The following is a 20,488-nucleotide window of genomic DNA, read 5'->3' as shown; positions in this document are numbered from 1 at the left end:
AAAGGGCAAATCGTCGCGCAAATCGCGGGCGTTAGAAACCCGGTGTGAGCACGAGCCGGCCGTCTTCCCTGCGCGGGATCGCCTCCGGGTTCGTGTCGAGGAGTTCGGGCGGGAGCACGGACTCCGGGGCACTCTGGTAGGCGACCGGCGTCAGGAAGCGTCGCAGCGAACTGGCGCCGACCGAGCTGTGCAGTGACCCGGTGGTCGCCGGCCACGAGCCTCCATGATGTTGCGCCCACGTGGTTGCGACGCCGGTGGGCCAGCCGTCGAACACCAGGCGGCCGCAGAGCGGGGTGAGGATGGACGCGAGCTGCGTCACGTCCTCGCCGGGGGCGGAGCGGATGGTCGCCGTCAGGGAGTGGGGCAGGTGCTCCAGTGCCATGTGCAGTTCGTCGTCCGGGGCGTACGAGACCACGACGGTCAGCGGGCCGAAGCACTCCTCGAGCAGGGCGTCCGCGTCGGCGAGGAACGCGTCGATGCCCGCCGACACCACCGTCGGCCGTCCGGCGGCCTCGCCCGACGCCCGCGTCACCGCGAGGTCGTCGCGCGCGGAGAGCTCCGTCGCCCGTTGCTCGAAACGCTCGCCATCCCCTCCGTCAGCAGAGGATGACTGGGCGCGGTCACCAGCCCGGCGCAGACGGCCTCTTCGAAGCCGGCCCCTGCCGGGGCGAAGACCAGGCCCGGTTTGGTGCAGAACTGTCCGGCGTCCCTGGTCATCACATCCAGCAGACCTGATGCCAGCTCCGCCGCCGAGGCGCTCGCCGCATCCGGGGTGATCACGACCGGGTTGATGCTGCCGAGCTCCCCATAGAACGGGATGGGCGTCCTGCGCGACGACGCGACCTCGAACAGCGCCCGGCCTCCGCGTTCTGAGCCGGTGAACGCGGCCGCCGTGACGAGTGGGTGACGGACCAGTTCGACACCGGCGTCGACGCCCTCCACGAGCCCGATCGCGTCGGCGCTCACTCCGGCGTCATCGAGGGCTTCCCTGGCGATCTCCACCGTCCTCCTGGACAGCAGCGGATGCCCCGGATGCGCCTTGACGACGACAGGGCACCCCGTGGCGAGCGCCGCGGCGGTGTCGTTGCCCAGCACGGAGAACGCGAACGGGAAGTTGGAGGCGGTGAACACCGCCACGACGCCGAGCGGACGCAGGATGCGCCGCAGGTCGGGGCGCGGTGGCACGGTCGACGCATCCGGGCGGTCAATGGTCGCTTCGAGGTACCCGCCGTCAGCGACCACCTCGGCGATGAAACGCAACTGGTTCGCCGTGCGGGTCACCTCCCCGGTCAGCCGGGCGGGCGTCAGATGGGTCTCCGCGGCTGCGATCCCGACGAGTTCGGCGCTCGCGGACTCGAGGGCGTCGGCCAGCGCCGTGAGCGCGCCGATCCGGTCGGCGCGGGAGGTGGTCGTGAAGCCGGAGGCCGCGGCGCGCCGGACCGCCGCATCCACTAGTTCCGCCTGGGTGGGGTCGGCGGCCATCAGAACGCCGCGATCCCGGTCAGGGAGCGGCCGATGACCAGCGTGTGGATGTCGTCGGTGCCCTCGTACGTCCGCACCGACTCCAGGTTCGCCAGGTGCCGCATAACCGGGAACTCGTTCGTGACTCCGTCGCCGCCGAGGATGGTGCGGGCGTTCTGCGCGATCGTGATCGCCTCGCGCACGTTATTCAGCTTGCCGACGCTGATCTGCACGGGCGTGATGGCGCCGCGCTCCTCGAGCCTGCCCAGGTGGAGGGCGAGCAGCATGCCCTTCTCGTATTCGACCAGCATGTCGGCGAGCCGCTGCTGCACGAGCTGCTTCGAGCCGATCGGCGCACCGAACACCTCCCGCGACCTTGCCCGCTCGACGGCCACCTCGATGCAGCTGCGTGCGGCGCCCATCGCGCCCCAGACGATCCCGAAGCGGGCCTCGTTGAGGCAGGTGAACGGCGCGGACAGCCCTGCGGCCAGGGGCAGCCGGGCGGAGGCGGGCACGCGGCACGCGTCGAAGACGACGTCGTACTGCACGGAGGTGCGCATCGAGAGCTTGTTGTCGATGATGGTGGCGGTGAAACCGGGGGAGGCGGTGTCGACCACGAACCCGCGGATCCCGTCGTCGGTGTTCGCCCAGACCACCGCGACGTCGGCCACCCCGGCCAGGCCGATCCAGCGCTTGCGGCCGGTGATCAGCCAGTCGTCCCCGTCCCTGGAGGCGAAGGTGGCCATGGCGGACGGGTCGCTTCCGCCCTGCGGCTCGGTCAGCGCGAAGCAGCCGATCTTCTCCCCGCGCGCCATCGCCGGGAGGAGCTCCGCCTTCTGCTCGACGGAGCCGAATCGGGAGATCGCCGTCATGGCGAGCGATCCCTGCACGGACACGAAGGTGCGCCAGCCGCTGTCGACGGCCTCCAACTCGTGGCAGACCAGTCCGTAGCTGACCGCGCCCGCTCCTGCGCAGCCGTCGTCGGTGAGGTGCATGCCGAGGAAGCCCGCCGCGCCGAACTCGGCGATGAGCTCGCGGCGGAAGTGGCGGTTCTCGAAGTCGTCGTCGACGACCGGGAGCAGCCGCTCGCGGGCAAAAGTTCTGGCGCGCTCCGCCCAGCCGAGCTCCTCGGCGGTGAGGAGGGGGGAGAGATCGAAAGTGTCGTCGAGCGTTGTCATCGTGATTCCTCTTCGTTGAGGTCGGCGGGGATGGTGGAGGTGCGCGGGAGCCAGTCAGCGCCCTCGTGGCGGCCGTGCGCGGGCGGCGCCGTTCCCGCGCGCGGGGGAGCGCCTGCCAGGTGGATGGGGTTGGCCGGCTGCCGCACGGTGCCCGCGCCGTCCTCGTCGGCCAAATCCTGCACCGGATGCGCGCCGAAGCTCTCCGCGAGGGCGAAGGCTTCCGTGATCGTGTTGACGAGCCCGGCCGGGACGTCCCTGGCGTCGAGGCGGCGCTTCCACACCGCGGCGGGCGCCGCGGCAAGCTCGGCTTCGAGTTCGCGGCGGAGCGCATCCCGGTTGCCGACCCGCTGCGCGTTGCGGGAGAAGCGTTCGTCCGTCGCCAGCTCGGGCCGACCGAGTTCGTCGGCCAAGGCGGCGAACTGCCGGTCGTTTCCCACGGCGATGACGAGGTCGCGATCCTGGCACCGGAACACCTCGTACGGCGCGATGCTGGGATGCGCGTTCCCGCGGCGGACCGGGTCGACGCCGGTGGAGAGGGCGCTGGAGGCCTGGTTGGTGAGCGCGGAGAGCAGCGTGCCCAGCAGGTCGACGTCGATGTGGTCGCCGACACCCGTCGTGTCCCTGGTCCGCAGGGCGAGGAGGATACCGGAGAACGCGTTCAGTCCGGTCAGCACATCGACGAGTGCGACCCCGGCTTTCGTCGGCGGGCCGTCCGGCTCACCGGTCACGCTCATCAGGCCGCCGACCGCCTGGACGAGCAGGTCGTAGCCCGGGAGGTCGACGCCGGGACCGAATCCGGTGATGGAGCAGTACACGACGCCGGGGTTCGCCGCGCGGACGGTCGCGTCGTCGAGGCCGAACCGCTCCATCGTGCCTGGCAGGAAGTTCTCGATGACGACGTCGGCACTGAGGGCCAGGTGTCGTGCTGTCGCGAGACCGTCCGGTGTGCGCAGGTCGCAGACGACCGAGCGCTTGCTGCGGTTCACGCTGGCGAAGTACGTCGACCTGCCGTCCGCATCGACCGGCGGCAGCCAGTGGCGGGTGTCGTCGCCGGTCGGGCTCTCGATCTTGATGACGTCTGCGCCGAAGTCGGCCAGCATCATGGTCGCGTACGGTCCGGCCAGGATGCGCGTGAAGTCGGCCACCCGGATGCCCGCGAGCGGTGCGGGCGTCTCGTCGTGCGTCATGTGTGCATCCAAGCAGACCGCCCTCCTCTATTGCAACGTGGAAATATTCTTCACGCGGAAACCGGCGGCCCCGACGACTCCCGGCGCACGAGGCTGTACGGCGCGTTCTCGGTGCGCGGCTCCGCCGTCGGTTCGTCCAGCCGCCGGAGCATCGCGACGATCGCCAGGCGCGCGATCTCGTGCAGATCGGGGGAGATCGTCGTGAGCGACGGGGCGGAGAACGCTGCCTCCGGGGTGTTGTCCCAGCCGACCACCGCTACCTGGCCAGGCACGGAGATCCCCGCCTCGCGGAACGCGCGCAGGGCGCCGATGGCGAGCAGGTCGTTCGCGCAAACCAGCCCGTCGAGCCCGTCGAGTCTGCCGATCAGCTCCTTCGTGCGCTCGTAGCCCTCCTCGCGCGAGTAGTCGCCGTCCGGGCTGGACTGGTCCCAGCGCGAGACCGTGACGATGTGCGCGGGGTCGGCCTGCAGCCCCGCCTCGCCGAGCGCGTTCTGGAAACCCCGGATGCGGAGGTCGGCCGGGGCTGCGCCGATCGTCCCGACCTTGACGTCTCCCAGGAAGCCGAGCCTGCGGCGTCCGCCTTCGATGAGGCACATTGTGGCGTCGTAGCTCGACCGCACGTTGTCGACCACGACGCTGTCGATCCGCGAGCTGCGGAACCGCTCGCCGAGGAGCACGAGCGGGGTCGCGCCGCGCTCGGCCTCGAACCGTTCGAGGTCGATCGAGAGCGGGCTGAACAGGATCCCGTCGGTGAGGATGGTGCGGAACCCGGCCGCCACCCTGAGCTCCCGTTCGAGCAGGCCGCGGGTCTCGTCGATCACGACGTCGTAGCCGAACTGCTCCGCCTCGGTCACCACTGCGTGCGCGAGCTGGGCGAAGTACGGGTGCGACACGAATGGCACGGAGAGCGTGAGCAGGTTGCTCCGGCCGCTGCGCAGCTGCCGCGCGGCGAGCTGGGGCCGGTAGCCGACCTCGGCGATGGCCGCTTCGACCTTGGCGCGGGTCGCATCGCTGATGTACTTGTGCCCGTTGACCACGTTCGACACCGTGCGATAGGAAACGCCGGCGAGCGCCGCGACGTCTTTGATCGTCGGCGCTCCTGAGCGGCGGCCCGGTGTCTGCTCGTCCATGCTGGTCACGCTCACATCGTAGTGAGGCTTTTGTTGCAACGTTGACATGAATCGATATTTCCACGTTGCAATATTCTGAGAACTCTGCTTGAGTGTCACTGCAGAGCAGCCCGTCGGGACCCGGCGTCAGCTCTCCGGCATCCACATTCCGGCCGGAAACCCGTTTCGCCCGCGACACCGAGGCACCCCCTCCTCGGCCGCGCCCAGCGGATGCCCGACCACGAACATCCATTCAATGACGAGGAGATGATCTGTATGACAGCAGGCACCCAACGGCGGCCGAGACGGCTCATGGCGGTCGCAGGCGCGGCAGCACTCAGCCTGATCGCACTCACCGCCTGCACCGGCACCGGCGCGAGCGACAAGCCGACCACGGTCGACGGCGGCGGCATCGGCACGGCCGACAAACACGTGAAGATCACCATGATGTCGAACGACGCGTTCGCCCAGCAGTGGCAGGACCAGCTCGTCCCCGAGTTCAACAAGGAGTTCCCGTACATCGACGTCACCATCGACGCCGTCCCGTACACGGAGCTGCTCGCCAAGGGCCTCCTGAACGGCACGGATCCCGAGCCCCAGTACGACCTGATCACGCTCGACGACCCGTGGACGCCCCAGCTGGCGAACGCGGGTGTGCTCCTGAACCTCAAGGACGACGCCAAGCAGTGGACGGACAAGTCGTACGACTGGGCCGACTTCAACGCGGCGCCGCTGGCATCGAGCGAGTGGGACGGCAAGCAGTACGGCGTCCCGCTGCGCTCCAACATGCTGCTGATGTTCTACAACAAGGACCTTTACAAGAAGGCAGGCCTCTCCGATCCCACGCCCGAGCTGACCTGGGACCAGTACGTGAAGGAAGCCCCCAAGCTGGTGCAGGACACCGACGGCGACGGCAAGGTCGACTCCTGGGCCGTCGGGCTCACCTGGATGCGCGGCGTGCTGTCCCCACCGGTCTGGCAGGCCGTCCTCAACTCCAACGGCGGCGCCCTGTTCGACAAGAACATGAAGCCGACGTTCGACACCAAGGCGGGCGCCGCCGCGCTGCAGACGCAGGTCGATCTGCTCAAGTACGCACCTCCCGGCGCGACGAACTACAACTACACCGAGCCTCTGGATGCGTTCCGCCAGGGCAAGGTCGCGTCCATCTTCACCTGGGGCAGCGCGTACAAGAGCGCGGCCGTCGACCCCGCCGTCACCACGCTGACACCGGACCAGGTGGGCATCCAGACGATGCCGGCCGGCTCGGACGGGCCGAGCACGCACCGCGGGATCTGGAGCGGCTCCGTCTTCAAGAACTCCGCGCACCCTGAGGCGGCGTGGACGTTCCTGCAGTGGATGACGTCGAAGAAGGGTGAGGTCTGGACGACCAACACGCTCGGATCGTTCCCTGCGCGCAAATCCACTCTCGCGAGCACCCCGACGCAGGACTGGCTGAAGCCGGTCTTCTCGACCATCCAGAGTGCGTACGACGTCGCGGACAAGGGTCAGATGTGGCGGCCCCGCAGCCCGGAGTCGAACGCGATCCAGGAGATCTTGGCCGACCAGACGAGCGCGGCCGTGCAAGGCCAGACGTCCTCGGCGGACGCGCTCAAGAAGGCCTCGGATCAGATCAACCAGCTCCTGAAGAAGTAGGACGATGACGGTCGAACTCACGAGACAGCGCGTGGACCGCGCTCGTCGGATCTCGCGCACGCGGGACATCTTCAGCAGATGGGCGTTCATGCTGCCGGCCACGGTGCTCCTCGCCGCTGTGCTCGCATACCCGTTGCTCTACACGCTGCAGATCAGCTTCTCCAAGTTCGACCTCGCCACGTTCTCCCCGTCGGAATGGGTGGGCCTCGAGAACTACACGGCCGCACTGCAGAACGAGACGTTCCAGAACTCCCTGGTCGTCACCGGCATCTACCTGGTGCTGGCTCTGCCGCTGCAGATCGTGCTCGGTTTCGGGATCGCCTATCTGATGAACGCCGAGTGGAGGGGGCGCGGCATCATCCGCGCCCTCTTCCTCATCCCGATGGTCGTCGCGCCCGTCGTCTCCGGCGGCATCTGGAAGATGATCCTCGACCCGCTCTGGGGCGTCGTCGGCTGGTTCCTCGGCCTGTTCGGCATCCCGGCGATCGACTGGTTCGGCAGCGCGAGCATGTCGATGATCAGCGTCGTCATCATCGACACCTGGCGCTCGGTGCCGTTCGTCGCCCTGATCGCAGCCGCCGCGCTGCTCGCCCTGCCGAAAGACGTCTTCGAGGCGGCCAAGGTGGACGGCGCGAACTGGTGGCAGACGCTCTGGTCGGTCAGCCTCCCCATGCTCGGCCCGATCATCGCGGCGACCTTCGTGGTGCGCTGGCTGGGCGCGGTGAAGATGTTCGACATCATCCTCGCGACCACGAACGGCGGCCCGGGCGAGGCGACCAACGTCGTCAACCTGTTCATCTATCAACAGGCGTTCCGATTGCTCAAGTTCAGTGAGTCGTCGGCGATGGCGGTGATCGTGCTCGTCATCACGATGATCCTGACCTTCGTGTTCCTTCTGGGCAGCAAGAAACTGGAGGACAGGCTGTGACCACCATCACCAGGAACCGCAACCGCGGAGACGAACGTGTCGCCGACCGGGCGCCGGAGCCCCGCGTCTCCGCCGTCGTTCGCCGACGCCGCAGCGAACGGGCCCGCATCTGGTCCGGCGTGATCATCTGCATCCTGTTCCTGCTCCCGCTGGTCTGGATGCTCCTCACCTCGTTCAAGCAGCAGCGCGACATCTTCACGACGCCGCCGACGTTCTTCTTCGACCCGACGCTCAATCAGTATGTGCAGGCGTTCGTGGCGGGCGGGCTCGGCCCGAAGATGATCAACACGATCATCGTGGCGGGCGGGGCAGGCATCGTCTCGCTGGTCGCCGGAGCGATGGCCGGGTATGCGCTGTCCCGGCTCAAGATCAAGGGCGCTGCCACCATCGGCGTGCTGATCCTCGCCTCCCGCGGAGTGCCGCCGATCGCGCTGGCCGTGCCGATGTTCCTCGTCGCCCGCACCCTCGGCATCACGGACACGCACATCACGCTGATCCTGGCGTACTGCTCGTTCGTGATCCCGTACGTGATGTGGCTGATGCGCGGCTTCTTCCTCGGGCTGCCGAAGGAGCTGGAGGAGTCCGCCATGATCGACGGCTGCTCCCGGATGGGCGCGTTCTTCCGGATCATCGTGCCGCTCTCGGCGCCCGGGCTCATCTCGACTTTCATCTTCAGCATCATCCTGGCGTGGGAGGAACTCCTGTTCGCCCTGGTGCTGACCAACCGTCATGCCTCGACGCTCCCGGTCGCCATCGCCGGGATGGCGGGGGACACCGAGCACGGCGCGAACTGGGGAGCCCTGTCCGCCGCCGGGATGCTCACCGTGGTGCCCGTCGTGATCCTCGCGCTGCTCGTGCAGAAGTGGCTGATCCGCGGTCTCGCCGACGGCGCGACCAAGGGCTGAAGGCTGACGACATGACACCCACCGAACAGAAAGGCTGGAACGAGTGAGGCTACCTCTCAAACAGGTCGCGACAGGCGGCGAGGCTGTCGCCGAGCGCGAGATCACGGAGACCACGGAGCTCTGCCTCCCTTCGGGGAGGCTGAACCCGGCGGCCGTCGGCTGGACGCGCACGGCGCTGCACAGGACGGGCCTCACCGGCTGGGGCCGCAACAAGCGCTTCGAGTACTGGTCCATCGTCACGCCGACCTCCATCGTGACGATGAACATCTCGCACCACGACTACCGGGCGAACGTGTCCGTGACCTATCTCGACCGTGCCACCTACGGCGAGATCGTGCAGGGCGGCAACACCTGGTTCCCCGCGCACGGCGGGATGCGCGACGACACGAACACGGAGCCGATGGAGGCGAGCCGGAAGGACGTGCTGGTCCGGATGACCCCGCGCGGCGTGGGCACCGTGCTGCACGCGGAGTCCCCGCGGATCTCCGTGGATCTGCGCATCGTCGGAGAACAGGACCACGAGTCGATGGGCGTCGTGGTGCCGTGGAGCGACCGCGCCTTCCAGTACACCAAGAAGGACAACTGCCTCCGGGCGCAGGGCGTCGTCATCGTCGACGGCGTCACCCATCGCATCGAACCGGACGAGTCGTATGCCGTGCACGACCGCGGCAGGGGCCGCTGGCCGTACTTCACCTTCTGGAACTGGGGCGCAGGCAACGGCGTGAGCGTCGACGGCCGCGAGATCGGCCTGCAGTTCGGCGGCAAGTGGACGGACGGCACCCCGTCGACCGAGAACTGGATGCGCGTCGACGGCCGCCTGCACAAGATCAGCTCGCACCTCGACTGGCGGTACGACCCCACCCAGTGGCTGAGGCCGTGGACGCTCGTCGGCCCCGGCGTCGATGTCACCTTCACCCCTGTGCACCACACCAGGCATCTGTTCGACCGCTGGATCGTGATGAGCAGGGGAGACACCTGCTTCGGCCACTACGACGGTCGGATCACGCTCGAGACCGGGGAGACGATCGAGTTCGCGAACGTCTTCGGTCACGTCGAAGAGGTCGAGCGCCGCTGGTGACCTGACCGTCCCATCCTGAGCACCCCCACCCCCAGACCGCTCCGGACCCCCCTGCGGAGGTCCACTGACGCAGCCGGAGCCGAGCGGGGCGCCGTACCGATATGCGGCGCCCCGCTCACCATCACCAGCCGAACACCCACCGAACGGAAGGCAGGCCCATGTCAGCGAAGACCACCCGCGCCACCCGCGCCACCCGCGCCACCCGCGCCACACCCAGCGTGCTGCGCGTCTCAGATGCCGCGCTCGCGATCGCCCATCCGCGTTCGGGCGACGACCGCGGTGGATGCACGGCGTGGCTGAGCGGGCCGGCCGGCTCCGGCACGGCGCGCATCCTGCACCTGGATGCGAACGCGCCGCACCACGAGCTGATCGTGGTCGACTACGAGAGCGCGAGCGGCGCATACAGCAGGTCGTGGGTGCTGCACAGCGTCGTCGGCGAGCTGGCCGTCTACAGCATGCTCGCCGAGTCGCCGTCGTCGTTCCCCGGCCGGGCGCACGCGCTCGCCGGGTGATCGTCACGGCCTGTCACCAGCGGTTTCGAACGTCCTCCGCCCAGCCGGGCAGCGCATCGACGTGGATGCGCCCCTCTTCGGTGTCCACCCATCCGGAGTAGTGCCCGAAGCACTGGTGACCGCGGCTGCCGAAGACGAGGAGCTCCGTGGAGCTGACGTGGTCCCAGAACGGCACGAATTCGAGGTCGAGGCTCGCGCCCTGGATGTGCCACGGGGCCAGCCAGTTGCTCTCGTCGTAGAGCCAGTCGAGCTCTTCGCTGATCTTGTGCAGCCTGCCGTCGACGAGCACACCGTTCTCGGTCGAGCCGCTTCCGTCCGTCCACTTCCCGCCGAGCTGCAGACCGATCGTGCGTCCGTCGACGACGCCGGACGCCGCTCCCCAGTTCCACTGCATCCGGTACGGCCAGCGGCCCCTGCCGTGGTCGAGCACGGCCCAGCTCTCGCCGGACGGCAGGTCGACGGTTCCTCCGTCGACCTCCAGCCAGCCGACGGCCGGGCGGCCGACGTCCTTGACCGTGTACTGGAAGCGCGTGTCCGACCAGGGCACGACGACCGCGAGCACCTCGTACCCGGCCGGCCGCTCGGCGGTGATGTCGAAGGCGACCCCCTCCGCGCGCCCGCGCAACCGGGTGCCGGACGGCAGCTCGTCGATGTCGATCGAAAGCGACCGTGTGCGCGCCAGCGCCGACGAGGCGCCGAGGCGTGCCGGGAGGGTCGCGCTCGACCCGAGTGGTGCGACAGCGCCGCGCTCCACCGTCGCCCCCGACCGGATGTCGTGGACCAGGATGCCGTGCACCGCCGCGTAGTCGAGCGACGAGACGGTCAGCGACACGATGTGCGTCGGCGTGGTGACCGCCCAGTACTCCCAGCGCTTGTTGCGGCCCCAGACCCTCCGGCCGTCGATGCCGGAGGTGTCGTGCAGCGGGGTCCTGCTCCAGCCGACAGCCTCTGGGTTGAGCTTCCCGTTCGGGAGGCACAGCTGCACCGGTTCCGTCAGCTCACGCTCGTCGATCCTGCGACCCATCCGGGACCCCTTCCTGTGTCGGCGTGCTCGGTCGCGCGACCTGCGCGAACCGCTTGGCGAGCTCCTGGTTGACCGCGCGGACGATGGCTGCGTCCGCCTTCGAAACGGTGCGGTCGGCGGTCAGGAGGCCGTTCAGCTCGTCCTCGACATCGGCGAGCTGCGTGTACACGATCCCGGAAAGTCCGGCGTCGATGGCGGGGAGGATCTCCTCCCGGTGCAGCTTCGCGAACGCGTCGCCGAACGCCTGCGTCGTCGGCAGCTTCCGGTAGCCGAACTCGCGGTCGCTGAATTCGTGCCCGGGCAGGCGAAGGCTGTACCCGCCGTACTCCGACACGACGACGGCGCGCCCGTCCCTGCCCCAGCGCCGCCCTGGACGCACCCGCCGGAAGTAGATGTGGAAGCTGCGCAGGTCTCCACCGCCCTGATCGTGCCAGCCGCTCGCGTGGTCGATCACCCGATCCTGGTCGATCGCCCGGATGCGCGCGACGGCGTCGAGGGCGTCGAACTGCCCCCAGCCCTCGTTGAACGGCACCCAGACCACGACGCTCGGCACGTTCTTCAGCAGCAGCACGGTCTGGTCGAGTTCCGCACGGAACTCGTCCCTGCCCGCGGCGTCCTGGCGGCCGAACGCGCGGTGGCGGCGGTCGTCCAGCCGCACGGGCAGCAGGACGGGGGCGGTGATGACGGCCGGGTTGTAGCGGCGGCCGCCGTTGACCATGTCCTGCCAGACGAGCATCCCGAGCCGGTCGCAATGGTGGTACCAGCGCAGCGACTCTATCTTGATGTGCTTGCGCAGCATCGTGAAGCCGAGCTCCTTCATGCTGCGGATGTCGTGGATGAGCGCGTCGTCGGACGGCGCCGTCAGCAGCCCGTCCGGCCAGTAGCCCTGGTCGAGGACGCCGGCATGGAAGTACGGACGCCCGTTGAGGATGAGCCGCGGCCTGCCAGCGCTGTCGCGCTCCACGCCGACCGACCGCATCCCGACGTAGCTGGTCACCGTGTCCGTTCCGAGGCGCACCTCGATGTCGTAGAGGTACGGGTCCTCCGGGCTCCATTCGCGGACATCGTCGATGGGCAGGACGATCGGCCGGCCCGTCCGTCCGTCGGCGGTCGCGACGATCTCGCCATCGGCACGCAGCACGACGGCGGTCGCCGCGTCGGCCGCCTCCGCGCTTCCCGTCACCGTGATCTCGACCGCCAGGTCGGAGAGCAGCGGACGGATGTCGAGCCTCTCGATGTGGCGGAGCGGCACGGACTCGATCCAGACGGTCTGCCAGATCCCGGACTGCGCGGTGTACCAGATCCCGCCGCGGCGCAGCGCCTGCTTTCCCCGGGAGCGGTGGCTCGAATCGCTGACGTCGACCACATCCACCGTGAGCACGTGCTCGTCGCCGTCGGAGAGAGCGGATCCGACGTCGATGGCGAACGGCAGGAATCCGCCGGAGTGGCCGCCGACCAGCTCGCCGTCGACGAAGACGCGGCAGTCCTGATCGACGGCGCCGAAGTGCAGCAGAACGCGCTCGTCTGCGAAGCCGTCCGGGAGGCGGACGGTGCGCCGGTACCAGAGGTGCTGCCCAGGCAGGAGCTGGCGGTCCACACCGGAGAGCGCAGCTTCCGGCGAGAACGGGACGAGGATCTCCCCGTCGAAGCCGGCCGGGTGCTCGTCGCTGCCGGTGATCGCGTACTCCCACCGGCCGTTGAGGTTGAGGTAGCTCGCGCGCGCCAGCTGCGGGCGCGGGTACTCCTGGAGGACGGCATCCGGATCGATGGCGTCCGCCCACGGTGTTCTCAGGCTCACGGGCGCACCAGCTTCGCACGCACGGCGACGAGCACGGGCACCAGCACGAGCACGACGGCCGCTGCGCCGAAGATCTCCGGCCCTGGCACCGGCTGGACGACGCCGAGGGACGTGTAGGTGTTCTTCGCTCCGGAGATCACGGCGGCGCCGAGGAACGGCCCGACGATCATCGGGATCATGACCGCCAGGATCATCCGGATGCCCTGCACGGAGCCGGCGCGGTCGCTGGGGGTGTGGTCGCGGGTCATCGCAGACACCGTCGCGAGCGACGCCATCATCCCGGCCATCATGATGGTCGCGGCGATGATGACCATCGGCAGCTCTCTGGCGAACGCCATGGCGATCAGCCCGATCGCGAACACGCCGACGGCGGGCAGCAGGAACGTGGTCTTGCCGATCCTGTCCATCAGCCGCCCGGCGACGATGCTCAGCACCGAGGCGAGGATCAGCACGATGCCGAGCGCGAGCGCATACGCCTCGATTCGGAGGTAGCGCTGCAGGTAGATGATCACGTACGGCAGGAAGACCTGCGAGCTGGTGCCGATCACGGTCCAGAGCGCGAGCGTGAGGTAGAGCGCAGGCTGCGACCTGATCGTGCTCGGGCGCAGGCCGTGCAGGACGGCCGTCAGGATGCGGTCGTTGCGCGCGAGGATGCCCCTGTCCGTGACGAGGAACCAGGACAGCGCGCCGGTCACGATGGTGACGATTCCCACGATGCCGAAGAAGAGCTTCCAGTCTCCGGCGTGGGTGAAGCCGTCGAGGAGCCCGAACACCAGCAGCATCGCGACGAGCGGAAGCACGGCGAGCGCCCCGTCCACGCGACCCCGGTTGGCCGGCGCCGTCGAGTCCGTCACCCAGGCCGTGAACGCGGCGTCGTTGGCTCCCGAACCGAACATGCTCATCACACAGTCGAGCACGACGATGGCGACGATCGCGCCGACGAGGGCGGCTCCCGTCGGCAGCGCGCCGCCCGCCGGGGCGCCGACGAAGCCGAAACCGGCGGTGCAGATCCCCCAGGCGATGTAGCCGACCGAGATGATCGCGCGGCGTCGGCCCATCCGGTCGGACCACGCCCCGACCAGAATCGTCGCGACCGTCGCCGCGACGGCGCTCGCCCCGACCAGGATGGCGATGACGTTCGGGTCAGCGGAGATCGTGTCGTACACGTACACATTGAGGTACATGTTCTCGACCGTCCAGGCCAGTTGGCCGACCAGGCCGACGACGATCATCGCCAGCCAGGTCCTGCCGCCGATCGCTGGTCGGGTCGAGCGGAGTGCTTCGGGGGCTGAGGGTTCGATTCGTGGACCCATCACATCCTCATCGTCGAGAAATTGCAACGTGGAAATATCGTTCCGACAATAGCAACAAAATCGAGGGCGCTGCGACGTCCTCAGATCTTGATCGGGAACGTCAGCCCCACGACGATGCCGACGAGCGCCACCACGACGCCCAGGCCAAGGAATGTCCAGGCCGCCCAGTCGCTGATGCGGCGTTGCGACATCGCGGTGAGGAAGAGGACGAGTGCGAACAGGACGGTGAGCAGCGAGTAGTTGTCGCCGCGCTGGTTGTCGACGAGAGCGGTCGCGTACCTCGCGTCCGCCCGCTTGTTCCACTGGGCGGCCTCCGTGGTGCCGGCCGGAACGTATGCGTCCACCGCGAGCGGCGAGTTCTCGACCTTCCCGTCGGCGACCCAGGCGTCGAATGCGACGGCGAATTCGGGGGTGAACCTCGCCTGGATGTAGTCGGCGAGCTGGGTGTTCCCCGCGAAACCCGCTTCGACCCACTGGGCGTAGATGGTCAAGTCGAACTGGCGTGCATCGCGCGCCTCGCCGTCGTAGTTGCCCGCCTGGGTGCGGGCGCTCGACGCCTGGCTGAACGCGATCGACATCTCGCCGCCCCACTTCGAGGCCTCGAACCCGCACCACGCAGTGAGGACGGCGGTGACGGAGAGCAGGACGACGGCGAGGATCTCGCGAAACTCGCCCATCCGGTGTTTCCGGGTCTGTGCCTGATCGGTCATCGTGCCCCCCCCTGGACTCGCAGTCATCCTCCACCCCGGATGCGTCCGGCGAGTGCGGACACGCTCAGAAGGTGTCGCTGAGACTGTCGACGACAATGGCGATCAGGCGTCGGCGCCCAGCGGCATCACCAGGTGCTGTCGCCGCGAACGGTCACGTCGTATCCGCCGTCGACGAAGACCACCTGTCCGCACAGGTGCGAGTTCTCCTCGCTCGCGAGCCAGACCAGCAGCCGGGCGGCGACCTCGGCATCGAACGGGCCGTTGAGCGGCATCGGAACCTGCTCGTTCAAGCGCGCGCGTCCCTCCGGGGTTGCGACGAGCTCGGCCGTCATCGGGGTGAGCACGACGCCGGGGGCGATGGCGTTGAGCGGGATGCCCGCCCCTGCCCACTCCGGTGTCGCGGCGTTGCGACGCAGCCACCGCGCGAGCGCCCGCTTGCTGGACGAGTAGATCTGGTGGACCGTCGCGGGCGACTCCGCGAGCACGGCGGCACGGTCGAGCGCATCCTGTTCGGTGCCGTCCAGGAGGAGCTCCACCAGCTGGTCGTCGTGGTCCTGCAGCGAGGCCATCGACGCCACGGCGACGGCACGCGGGGCCGTGGATTCGGTCAGCAGCGGGCGCAGTCCGTCGAGCGTTGCGATGGCGCCGTAATAGTTGACGGCCGCCGTCACCGGGATCCCGGCGCTGAGTCCTGCGACCGCGAGGACGCCGTCGAGCACGCCGCCGGACAGTTCGGTGGCCTGCTCGATCAGGGTCGTGCGCCCCTCCGGCGTGGACAGGTCGGCGGCGATGTCCACGCCGCGGAGGTCAGCGCCGATCACGCGGTGGCCACGGCTGCGGAGGAGTTCGGCGGTCGCTTTGCCGATGCCGCTCGCGGCTCCGGTGACGAGGTAGGTGCGGGTCATGATTCTGCTTTCTCGGGATTCTGCGGGGTGGTGGGTGTTGGCGACCGAACGGGCTCCGTGACACGCTCGGCGTACGAGACGGCCTCGTCTTTGAACCGGCGGAGGAGCCGGTCGAAGTCGGCGCGGTCGGCCTCCGGCCAGGACTGCAGCAGGTCGGCCATCATCGCGTCTCCGCCGCGGACGAGTGCGGCGGCGATGTCCAGGCCGTCCGGTGAGAGCGCGAGCAGGGTCGCCCGCGAGTCCTCCGGATCCTGGCGCTTCTCGACCAGGCCGTGAGCGCCGAGCCTGGCGCTCAGCTTCGAGATGGCGGACGCCCCGACGTGGAGCCGGGCCGCCAGGCTCGACGCTCTCTGCTCGCCGTCGCGGGCCAGCAGCGTGATTGCGACGATCGCCGTGGCGTCCAGGTCGATCCCGACGCCGGTGGCCAGCCCGCGGATGAACGCGCCGGACGACCAGAGCGAGAAGACCTCGAGCAGCGCGGCGAGCTGACCGGAGCGGTAGGGAAGGCCGGGCGGTTCACCGGGGACCGCATCCAGGGGGGAAGGCATGGGCCGGCCTTTCAGTCGCGGTTCAATATGCTGTCTTCAAGACAGTATATCCCTGTGTCGACTGGACGGCTCCGTTCAGCCGCGTAGCGATCCCGACCCAGGCGCATACGACTCCGGCGCATACGGCGCCGGCCCGTCGAGCAGCCCCAGTCGCGCGGCTTTGCGCACCGCGTCGATGCGCGAGGTCGCGCCGAGCTTCACGTACATGTTGGTGGTGTGGCGCTTCACGGTACCCTCTGCGATGTGCAGCTGCGCGCTGATGTCGCGGTTCGTGTACGCCTGGGCGATCATCCTGAGCACGTCGAGCTCCCGGCTGGTCAGGATGGCCTTCGCGCTCGCATCCACGTCGTCGGTGGGCGGAGTGCCGGAGGCGGGGGCCGGGCGTGCGCCCGAGACGATCATCGAGAGGTCGTCGCCGCTGATCTTCTTGGTGACGTAGTGGCTCGCTCCCGCCCGCAGCAGCTGGCGTTCGAGGGCGACGTCGTTGTGCATCGTGAGTACGACGACCGCCACGTCCGGGTGGTCGCGCCGGATGCGGGTGATCGTCTGCTCGGCGGGGATGCCGGGCAGTTCGACGTCGAGGAGGAGCACGTCGGGGGAGGTGTCGGCGACCAGCCGGAGCGCGTCGTAGCTGGTGCCGCCCTCGCCGACGATCTCGAACGTGCCTTCCAGCAGCGCGCGGACGCCCTGCCGGAACAGGCTGTGGTCGTCGATGATGACGATGGTGCGGCGCTCGGCGGTCATGCGACGGCCTCCTGGACGGGGATGATGAGCTCGACGTGGGTGCCTCGCCCGGCGCCCGGGTCGATCGTGAGGTCGGCGCCGATGAGCTCCGCCCGCTCCTGCGCCGCGATGAGCCCGAGCGCTCCGGAGCGGATCCTGTCGTGCTCGAACCCGCGCCCGTCGTCTCGCACCGAGAGGTGGACGCTCTCCGGCTGCCAGCTGGAACGGACGGTGATCGTGTCGGCGCGCGAGTGGCGGCGGGCGTTGTGGATGGCCTCGCGCACGATGATGAACGCCTCCTCCTGCGTGCCGGTGGACAGGCGGAACGGCAAGCCGTCGAGCTCGACCACCACGGGAGGGCCGGCCTCGTCGAGGTCGGCGACGTAGTCGTTCAGAGCTTCGTCGAGGCGTTTGTCCCCGACGAAGTGGCGCAGGTCGCGCGCGATGGCGCGGGTCTCGTCGAGGGCGCCGTCGAACAGCGCCATGGCGTCGGCGAGGCGCGCCTGGGCCGCCGTGCCCTCCGGGTCGGCGAGCCCGCTGAGGTCGACGCGCTGCATCCCCGCCGCGATGCTGTGGGCGACGCGGTCGTGCAGTTCGCGGGAGATGCCGAGGCGCTCCTCGCTGTGCGCGACGGCGAGCCGTTCCAGCAGCACGTTCACGTAGGCGACGGAGGCGGGGATCACGTTGCCCATGATCGAGGAGTTGAGCGCCCTGGCGACATCGTCGCGCCCGGCCTGGTCGCCCACCGCATCCACCAGGACGCCGAGGCTCAGGTCGAACAGCATCGTCGCGGCCCGCAGGCTGTCGACGGGATGCACGTTCTGGCGTGCCCGGCTCTCTCCCGTCTCTGCGCCGCGCGGCGCCTGCCGGGGTTCGGACGGCGGCAGCAGTCCGAGCGTGGCGAACGTCTGCGACAGGATGCGCTCGATCTGGGCGACGAACTCCGCCTCGATGTACGGGTCCGAGACGAGCGCGCTCTCGGCGGCGCGCAACGCGGACGTCACCCTCTCGATGATCGCGGTGCGGGCGGCGGAGAGGTCGTCGATCGGTCTGGTAGCCATCTCGGACTTTCTATCATGCGGCGGCCGCGACGCCGATGGCCAGGAGGTTGACGGCGTACTGGGACACCATGAACGCGCGGTACGGGCGGCGGAGGGAGCGACGGTCGGCACGCTGCCGTCGGAAAGCGAAAAGGCACACCATCACGCCGCACGGGCCGAGAGCCGCCAGCGACAGGAGCTCCGGGTCGAGGGCGGCGATCAGCATGCCGGCCCCGCCGAGCGTGACGGCCCCCACCGCGACGATCGCCCGCGCGGGAATCTCCCCGATGGCGATCGGCAGGGTCGCGCGTCCGGCGATGCGGTCGCCGACGGTGTCCCCGAAGTCTTTCGTGTGGCCGACGACCGCGATCCAGAGCGCCATCACTACGGCGAACCTCAGCACGGCCGGCGAGATCGTGGCGTGGAACGCCTCAGCCCCGGCGAGGTACGTCAGCATCCCGCCCGCCGCCGCGACGGCCAGGGCGGGAACGGCCCACTTCTTCGCAGCGTGCGCGCCCAGTGAGTACGTCAGTCCGAGGGTCAGCATCATGGCGACCAGCAGCAGGAACACCACGCCGACGTGCACGGCGATGCCGAGAGAGCCGAGGCCGAGCACGACGCTCCACACGACGGCGGCGTGCTCGGTCACCACTCCGGATGCGAGGGGCCGGCGCGACCCGTTCGCCCGGTCGCCGGCGATATCCGTGATGCCGTTCACCAAGTAGACGACCCACACGGCGAGGAACCAGGATGCCGCCCCGACCACAGCCTTGACGATCACGATCTCCCCGCCCAACGCCAGCATCCCGCCCGCGACGAACCGCAGGTTGAACACCCAGAGCACGATGGGACGGGCTTCGGTGTAGGACCAGCGCAGGGTACGCAGGACAGACTGGGGACCGTGCGGCGATGCGCGGCCCCCGAGGGATCGGGTCACCCGCTCATCATGCGTAGCCGTCGCGGCGAAAGACGATGCCGCGGACTACGACCAAAGTCACATCTTTGCTCCGCCGGCGATCGAAAATGCGACCAAAGTGCCATTTATGTATGCATTAGAGGCACTTACGGTGAGGGGGAGTGGCTTATTCGGCTTCGCTGCTCAGGCACCGACGGCGCTACGTCTCGGGTGGCGCAAGCGCCTCGCGCCTGTATGGGGGGATCGGTCAGACACTGGGTGAATACACCCGGTGTCTGACCGGCGGCGCGTCTTCTCCGGACTACGCTCATCCAGCGATCGAGTGGTCCCGAATTGCCGCGCGCGCGCATATCCCGCGCGGCAATTCGGGACCACTCGTTCGTGGCGGGTCCCTTGTCCTTCGCGAATCCTGCGCATCCTGTGCGAAGCTAGCAACGTTGTAAATCCGTCGAGGGAGGCGCCACATGGTCGCGACGCTGAAGGACATCGCCGCCGCGGCCGGCGTCTCGGTGAAGACCGCTTCGAATGTTGTAAACGGGTACGAGTTCGTCAAGGCGTCGACGCGCGAGAAGGTGCTCTCGGCCATCGACGAACTCGGTTACCAGCCGAATCTCGCTGCGCGGAATCTGCGTGCCGGCCGCACCGGTGTGATCGGTCTTGCCGTCCCCTCCCTTAGCTTCAGCTATTTCGCCGAGCTTGCCGACGCCGTGCTCGAGGCGTCAAGGAAGCTCGGCTTCGTCACCCTGATCGAGCAGACCGGCGGTGACCGGGAGGCCGAGCTCCAGCTCTTGCGGGGGCCCAGGTTGTCGATGCTCGACGGGCTCCTGTTCTCACCGCTCGGGATGTCCGACGCCGACGCCGAGTATCTCGACGTCGACTATCCGCTTGTGCTGCTCGGTGAGCGCATCTTCGGCGGCCCGACGGACCATGTCGTCATGCGAAATGTCGAAGGCGGATACGCGGCCACCGAGCATCTGCTCGCCTCTGGACGGCGCCGCATCGCGGTGCTCGGCGCGCACGTGGCGGAGCGGGTGGGGTCGGCCTCGCTGCGTCTGGAGGGTTATCGACGAGCGCTCGCCGACTTCGGCGTCGACACCGGCGACGAACTCGTCGTGTTCCGCGAGGGCTGGCACCGGACGGACGGGGCCGCCGCGACTCAGGAGCTGTTGGACACCGGCGTCTCCTTCGACGCGATCTTCGCTCTGAACGACGAGCTCGCGCTCGGCGCGCTGCGGGTGCTGCACCAGGAGAACGTCTCCGTGCCGGACGACGTCGCGGTCATCGGGTTCGACAACCTCATCGAGGGCCAGTTCGCCATGCCCAGCTTGAGCACGATCGATCCCGGTCGTGCCGACATCGCCGACCGCGCCGTGAACGCGCTCATCGAGCGGATCGGCGATCGCGACGGGGCCATCGGTGCACCGAGGGTGATCGATGTGCCGTTCGCGACAGTGGTTCGCGAGTCCACGAGCTCTCCTATCTCCGTCACCACTCGATAAC

The 20,488-nt window shown here is 68.9% G+C and carries 20 protein-coding genes; 6 read left to right on the top strand and 14 right to left on the bottom strand.

From position 1 onward, the window contains the following. Window positions 1-31: 31 nt before the first annotated feature. The 5 genes from AC37TH_RS00285 to AC37TH_RS00265 are packed head-to-tail and all read right to left on the bottom strand — an operon-like array spanning window position 32 to window position 4,956. A complete protein-coding gene (locus AC37TH_RS00285; RefSeq protein WP_490762350.1) occupies window positions 32-532 on the bottom strand; it encodes a hypothetical protein in 501 nt (166 codons plus the stop codon). Further along, window positions 529-1,482, bottom strand: coding sequence for an aldehyde dehydrogenase family protein (locus AC37TH_RS00280; RefSeq protein WP_490762349.1), 954 nt, complete (start codon window positions 1,480-1,482; stop codon window positions 529-531). The genes AC37TH_RS00285 and AC37TH_RS00280 overlap by 4 nt, the downstream gene beginning before the upstream one ends. Beyond that, entirely contained in the window at window positions 1,482-2,639 is a 1,158-nt protein-coding gene (locus tag AC37TH_RS00275; RefSeq protein ID WP_490762348.1) for an acyl-CoA dehydrogenase family protein, read from the bottom strand. Before AC37TH_RS00275 ends, AC37TH_RS00280 begins: the two co-directional genes overlap by 1 nt. Then, entirely contained in the window at window positions 2,636-3,826 is a 1,191-nt protein-coding gene (locus AC37TH_RS00270; RefSeq protein WP_490762347.1) for a CaiB/BaiF CoA transferase family protein, read from the bottom strand. The genes AC37TH_RS00275 and AC37TH_RS00270 overlap by 4 nt, the downstream gene beginning before the upstream one ends. Window positions 3,827-3,876: 50 nt before the next feature. Further along, on the bottom strand, window positions 3,877-4,956 hold the full coding sequence (locus AC37TH_RS00265; protein ID WP_490762379.1) for a LacI family DNA-binding transcriptional regulator: 1,080 nt from the start codon (window positions 4,954-4,956) through the stop codon (window positions 3,877-3,879). 255 nt (window positions 4,957-5,211) lie between these two features. On the opposite strand from AC37TH_RS00265, the gene AC37TH_RS00260 reads away from it, so the two are divergent. The 5 genes from AC37TH_RS00260 to AC37TH_RS00240 all read left to right on the top strand — a co-directional run bounded on the left by AC37TH_RS00260 (window position 5,212) and on the right by AC37TH_RS00240 (window position 10,011). Next, window positions 5,212-6,588 carry an ABC transporter substrate-binding protein gene (locus tag AC37TH_RS00260; RefSeq protein ID WP_490762346.1) on the top strand — a complete coding sequence of 459 codons (1,377 nt, stop codon included), beginning with the start codon at window positions 5,212-5,214 and terminating at the stop codon, window positions 6,586-6,588. A gap of 4 nt (window positions 6,589-6,592) precedes the next feature. Beyond that, a complete protein-coding gene (locus AC37TH_RS00255; protein ID WP_490762345.1) occupies window positions 6,593-7,516 on the top strand; it encodes a carbohydrate ABC transporter permease in 924 nt (307 codons plus the stop codon). Next, window positions 7,513-8,421 (top strand): carbohydrate ABC transporter permease, encoded by a 909-nt coding sequence (locus AC37TH_RS00250; protein ID WP_490762344.1) that lies wholly within the window; start codon window positions 7,513-7,515, stop codon window positions 8,419-8,421. Before AC37TH_RS00255 ends, AC37TH_RS00250 begins: the two co-directional genes overlap by 4 nt. A 43-nt stretch (window positions 8,422-8,464) precedes the next feature. Beyond that, window positions 8,465-9,499, top strand: a complete 1,035-nt coding sequence (locus AC37TH_RS00245; RefSeq protein ID WP_490762343.1) for a DUF2804 domain-containing protein — start codon at window positions 8,465-8,467, stop codon at window positions 9,497-9,499. A 158-nt stretch (window positions 9,500-9,657) separates the two neighbouring features. Next, entirely contained in the window at window positions 9,658-10,011 is a 354-nt protein-coding gene (locus tag AC37TH_RS00240) for a hypothetical protein (RefSeq protein WP_490762342.1), read from the top strand. 13 nt (window positions 10,012-10,024) lie between these two features. On the opposite strand, the gene AC37TH_RS00235 is transcribed toward AC37TH_RS00240, so the two are convergent. The 9 genes from AC37TH_RS00235 to AC37TH_RS00195 form a co-directional block, all read right to left on the bottom strand. Further along, a complete protein-coding gene (locus tag AC37TH_RS00235; protein WP_490762341.1) occupies window positions 10,025-11,035 on the bottom strand; it encodes a DUF2804 domain-containing protein in 1,011 nt (336 codons plus the stop codon). Further along, window positions 11,010-12,833 (bottom strand): glycoside hydrolase family 2 protein, encoded by a 1,824-nt coding sequence (locus AC37TH_RS00230; RefSeq protein ID WP_490762340.1) that lies wholly within the window; start codon window positions 12,831-12,833, stop codon window positions 11,010-11,012. The genes AC37TH_RS00235 and AC37TH_RS00230 overlap by 26 nt, the downstream gene beginning before the upstream one ends. After that, window positions 12,830-14,146: an MFS transporter gene (locus AC37TH_RS00225; protein WP_490762339.1), complete on the bottom strand. Its 1,317-nt coding sequence runs from the start codon at window positions 14,144-14,146 to the stop codon at window positions 12,830-12,832. Before AC37TH_RS00225 ends, AC37TH_RS00230 begins: the two co-directional genes overlap by 4 nt. 80 nt (window positions 14,147-14,226) lie before the next feature. Beyond that, window positions 14,227-14,856, bottom strand: coding sequence for a hypothetical protein (locus AC37TH_RS00220; RefSeq protein WP_490762338.1), 630 nt, complete (start codon window positions 14,854-14,856; stop codon window positions 14,227-14,229). 125 nt (window positions 14,857-14,981) lie between these two features. Then, a complete protein-coding gene (locus tag AC37TH_RS00215) occupies window positions 14,982-15,761 on the bottom strand; it encodes an SDR family oxidoreductase (protein WP_490762337.1) in 780 nt (259 codons plus the stop codon). Further along, window positions 15,758-16,309: a MarR family winged helix-turn-helix transcriptional regulator gene (locus AC37TH_RS00210; RefSeq protein ID WP_490762336.1), complete on the bottom strand. Its 552-nt coding sequence runs from the start codon at window positions 16,307-16,309 to the stop codon at window positions 15,758-15,760. The genes AC37TH_RS00215 and AC37TH_RS00210 overlap by 4 nt, the downstream gene beginning before the upstream one ends. Window positions 16,310-16,384: 75 nt before the next feature. Then, on the bottom strand, window positions 16,385-17,053 hold the full coding sequence (locus AC37TH_RS00205) for a response regulator transcription factor (protein ID WP_490762335.1): 669 nt from the start codon (window positions 17,051-17,053) through the stop codon (window positions 16,385-16,387). Then, window positions 17,050-18,093: a sensor histidine kinase gene (locus AC37TH_RS00200; protein WP_490762334.1), complete on the bottom strand. Its 1,044-nt coding sequence runs from the start codon at window positions 18,091-18,093 to the stop codon at window positions 17,050-17,052. The genes AC37TH_RS00205 and AC37TH_RS00200 overlap by 4 nt, the downstream gene beginning before the upstream one ends. 13 nt (window positions 18,094-18,106) lie before the next feature. Beyond that, window positions 18,107-19,009 (bottom strand): UbiA family prenyltransferase, encoded by a 903-nt coding sequence (locus tag AC37TH_RS00195; protein ID WP_490762333.1) that lies wholly within the window; start codon window positions 19,007-19,009, stop codon window positions 18,107-18,109. Window positions 19,010-19,452: 443 nt separating this feature from the next. Between AC37TH_RS00195 and AC37TH_RS00190 the strand changes: the two genes are divergently transcribed. Further along, window positions 19,453-20,487, top strand: a complete 1,035-nt coding sequence (locus tag AC37TH_RS00190; RefSeq protein WP_490762332.1) for a LacI family DNA-binding transcriptional regulator — start codon at window positions 19,453-19,455, stop codon at window positions 20,485-20,487. The last annotated feature ends 1 nt before the right edge of the window (window position 20,488 follow it).

The organism is Leifsonia sp. McL0627 (assembly GCF_058244615.1).
Note: the sequence above shows the minus strand (reverse complement) of the source record. Positions and strands in the feature narration are given on the sequence as shown.

Coding starts and splice junctions, on each gene's coding strand:
- AC37TH_RS00280 (WP_490762349.1), bottom strand. CDS start 1,482: ATGGCCGCCGACCCCACCCAGGCGGAACTAGTGGATGCGGCGGTCCGG.
- AC37TH_RS00275 (WP_490762348.1), bottom strand. CDS start 2,639: ATGACAACGCTCGACGACACTTTCGATCTCTCCCCCCTCCTCACCGCC.
- AC37TH_RS00270 (WP_490762347.1), bottom strand. CDS start 3,826: ATGACGCACGACGAGACGCCCGCACCGCTCGCGGGCATCCGGGTGGCC.
- AC37TH_RS00265 (WP_490762379.1), bottom strand. CDS start 4,956: ATGGACGAGCAGACACCGGGCCGCCGCTCAGGAGCGCCGACGATCAAA.
- AC37TH_RS00260 (WP_490762346.1), top strand. CDS start 5,212: ATGACAGCAGGCACCCAACGGCGGCCGAGACGGCTCATGGCGGTCGCA.
- AC37TH_RS00255 (WP_490762345.1), top strand. CDS start 6,593: ATGACGGTCGAACTCACGAGACAGCGCGTGGACCGCGCTCGTCGGATC.
- AC37TH_RS00240 (WP_490762342.1), top strand. CDS start 9,658: ATGTCAGCGAAGACCACCCGCGCCACCCGCGCCACCCGCGCCACCCGC.
- AC37TH_RS00235 (WP_490762341.1), bottom strand. CDS start 11,035: ATGGGTCGCAGGATCGACGAGCGTGAGCTGACGGAACCGGTGCAGCTG.
- AC37TH_RS00225 (WP_490762339.1), bottom strand. CDS start 14,146: ATGGGTCCACGAATCGAACCCTCAGCCCCCGAAGCACTCCGCTCGACC.
- AC37TH_RS00220 (WP_490762338.1), bottom strand. CDS start 14,856: ATGACCGATCAGGCACAGACCCGGAAACACCGGATGGGCGAGTTTCGC.
- AC37TH_RS00215 (WP_490762337.1), bottom strand. CDS start 15,761: ATGACCCGCACCTACCTCGTCACCGGAGCCGCGAGCGGCATCGGCAAA.
- AC37TH_RS00210 (WP_490762336.1), bottom strand. CDS start 16,309: ATGCCTTCCCCCCTGGATGCGGTCCCCGGTGAACCGCCCGGCCTTCCC.
- AC37TH_RS00205 (WP_490762335.1), bottom strand. CDS start 17,053: ATGACCGCCGAGCGCCGCACCATCGTCATCATCGACGACCACAGCCTG.
- AC37TH_RS00200 (WP_490762334.1), bottom strand. CDS start 18,093: ATGGCTACCAGACCGATCGACGACCTCTCCGCCGCCCGCACCGCGATC.
- AC37TH_RS00190 (WP_490762332.1), top strand. CDS start 19,453: ATGGTCGCGACGCTGAAGGACATCGCCGCCGCGGCCGGCGTCTCGGTG.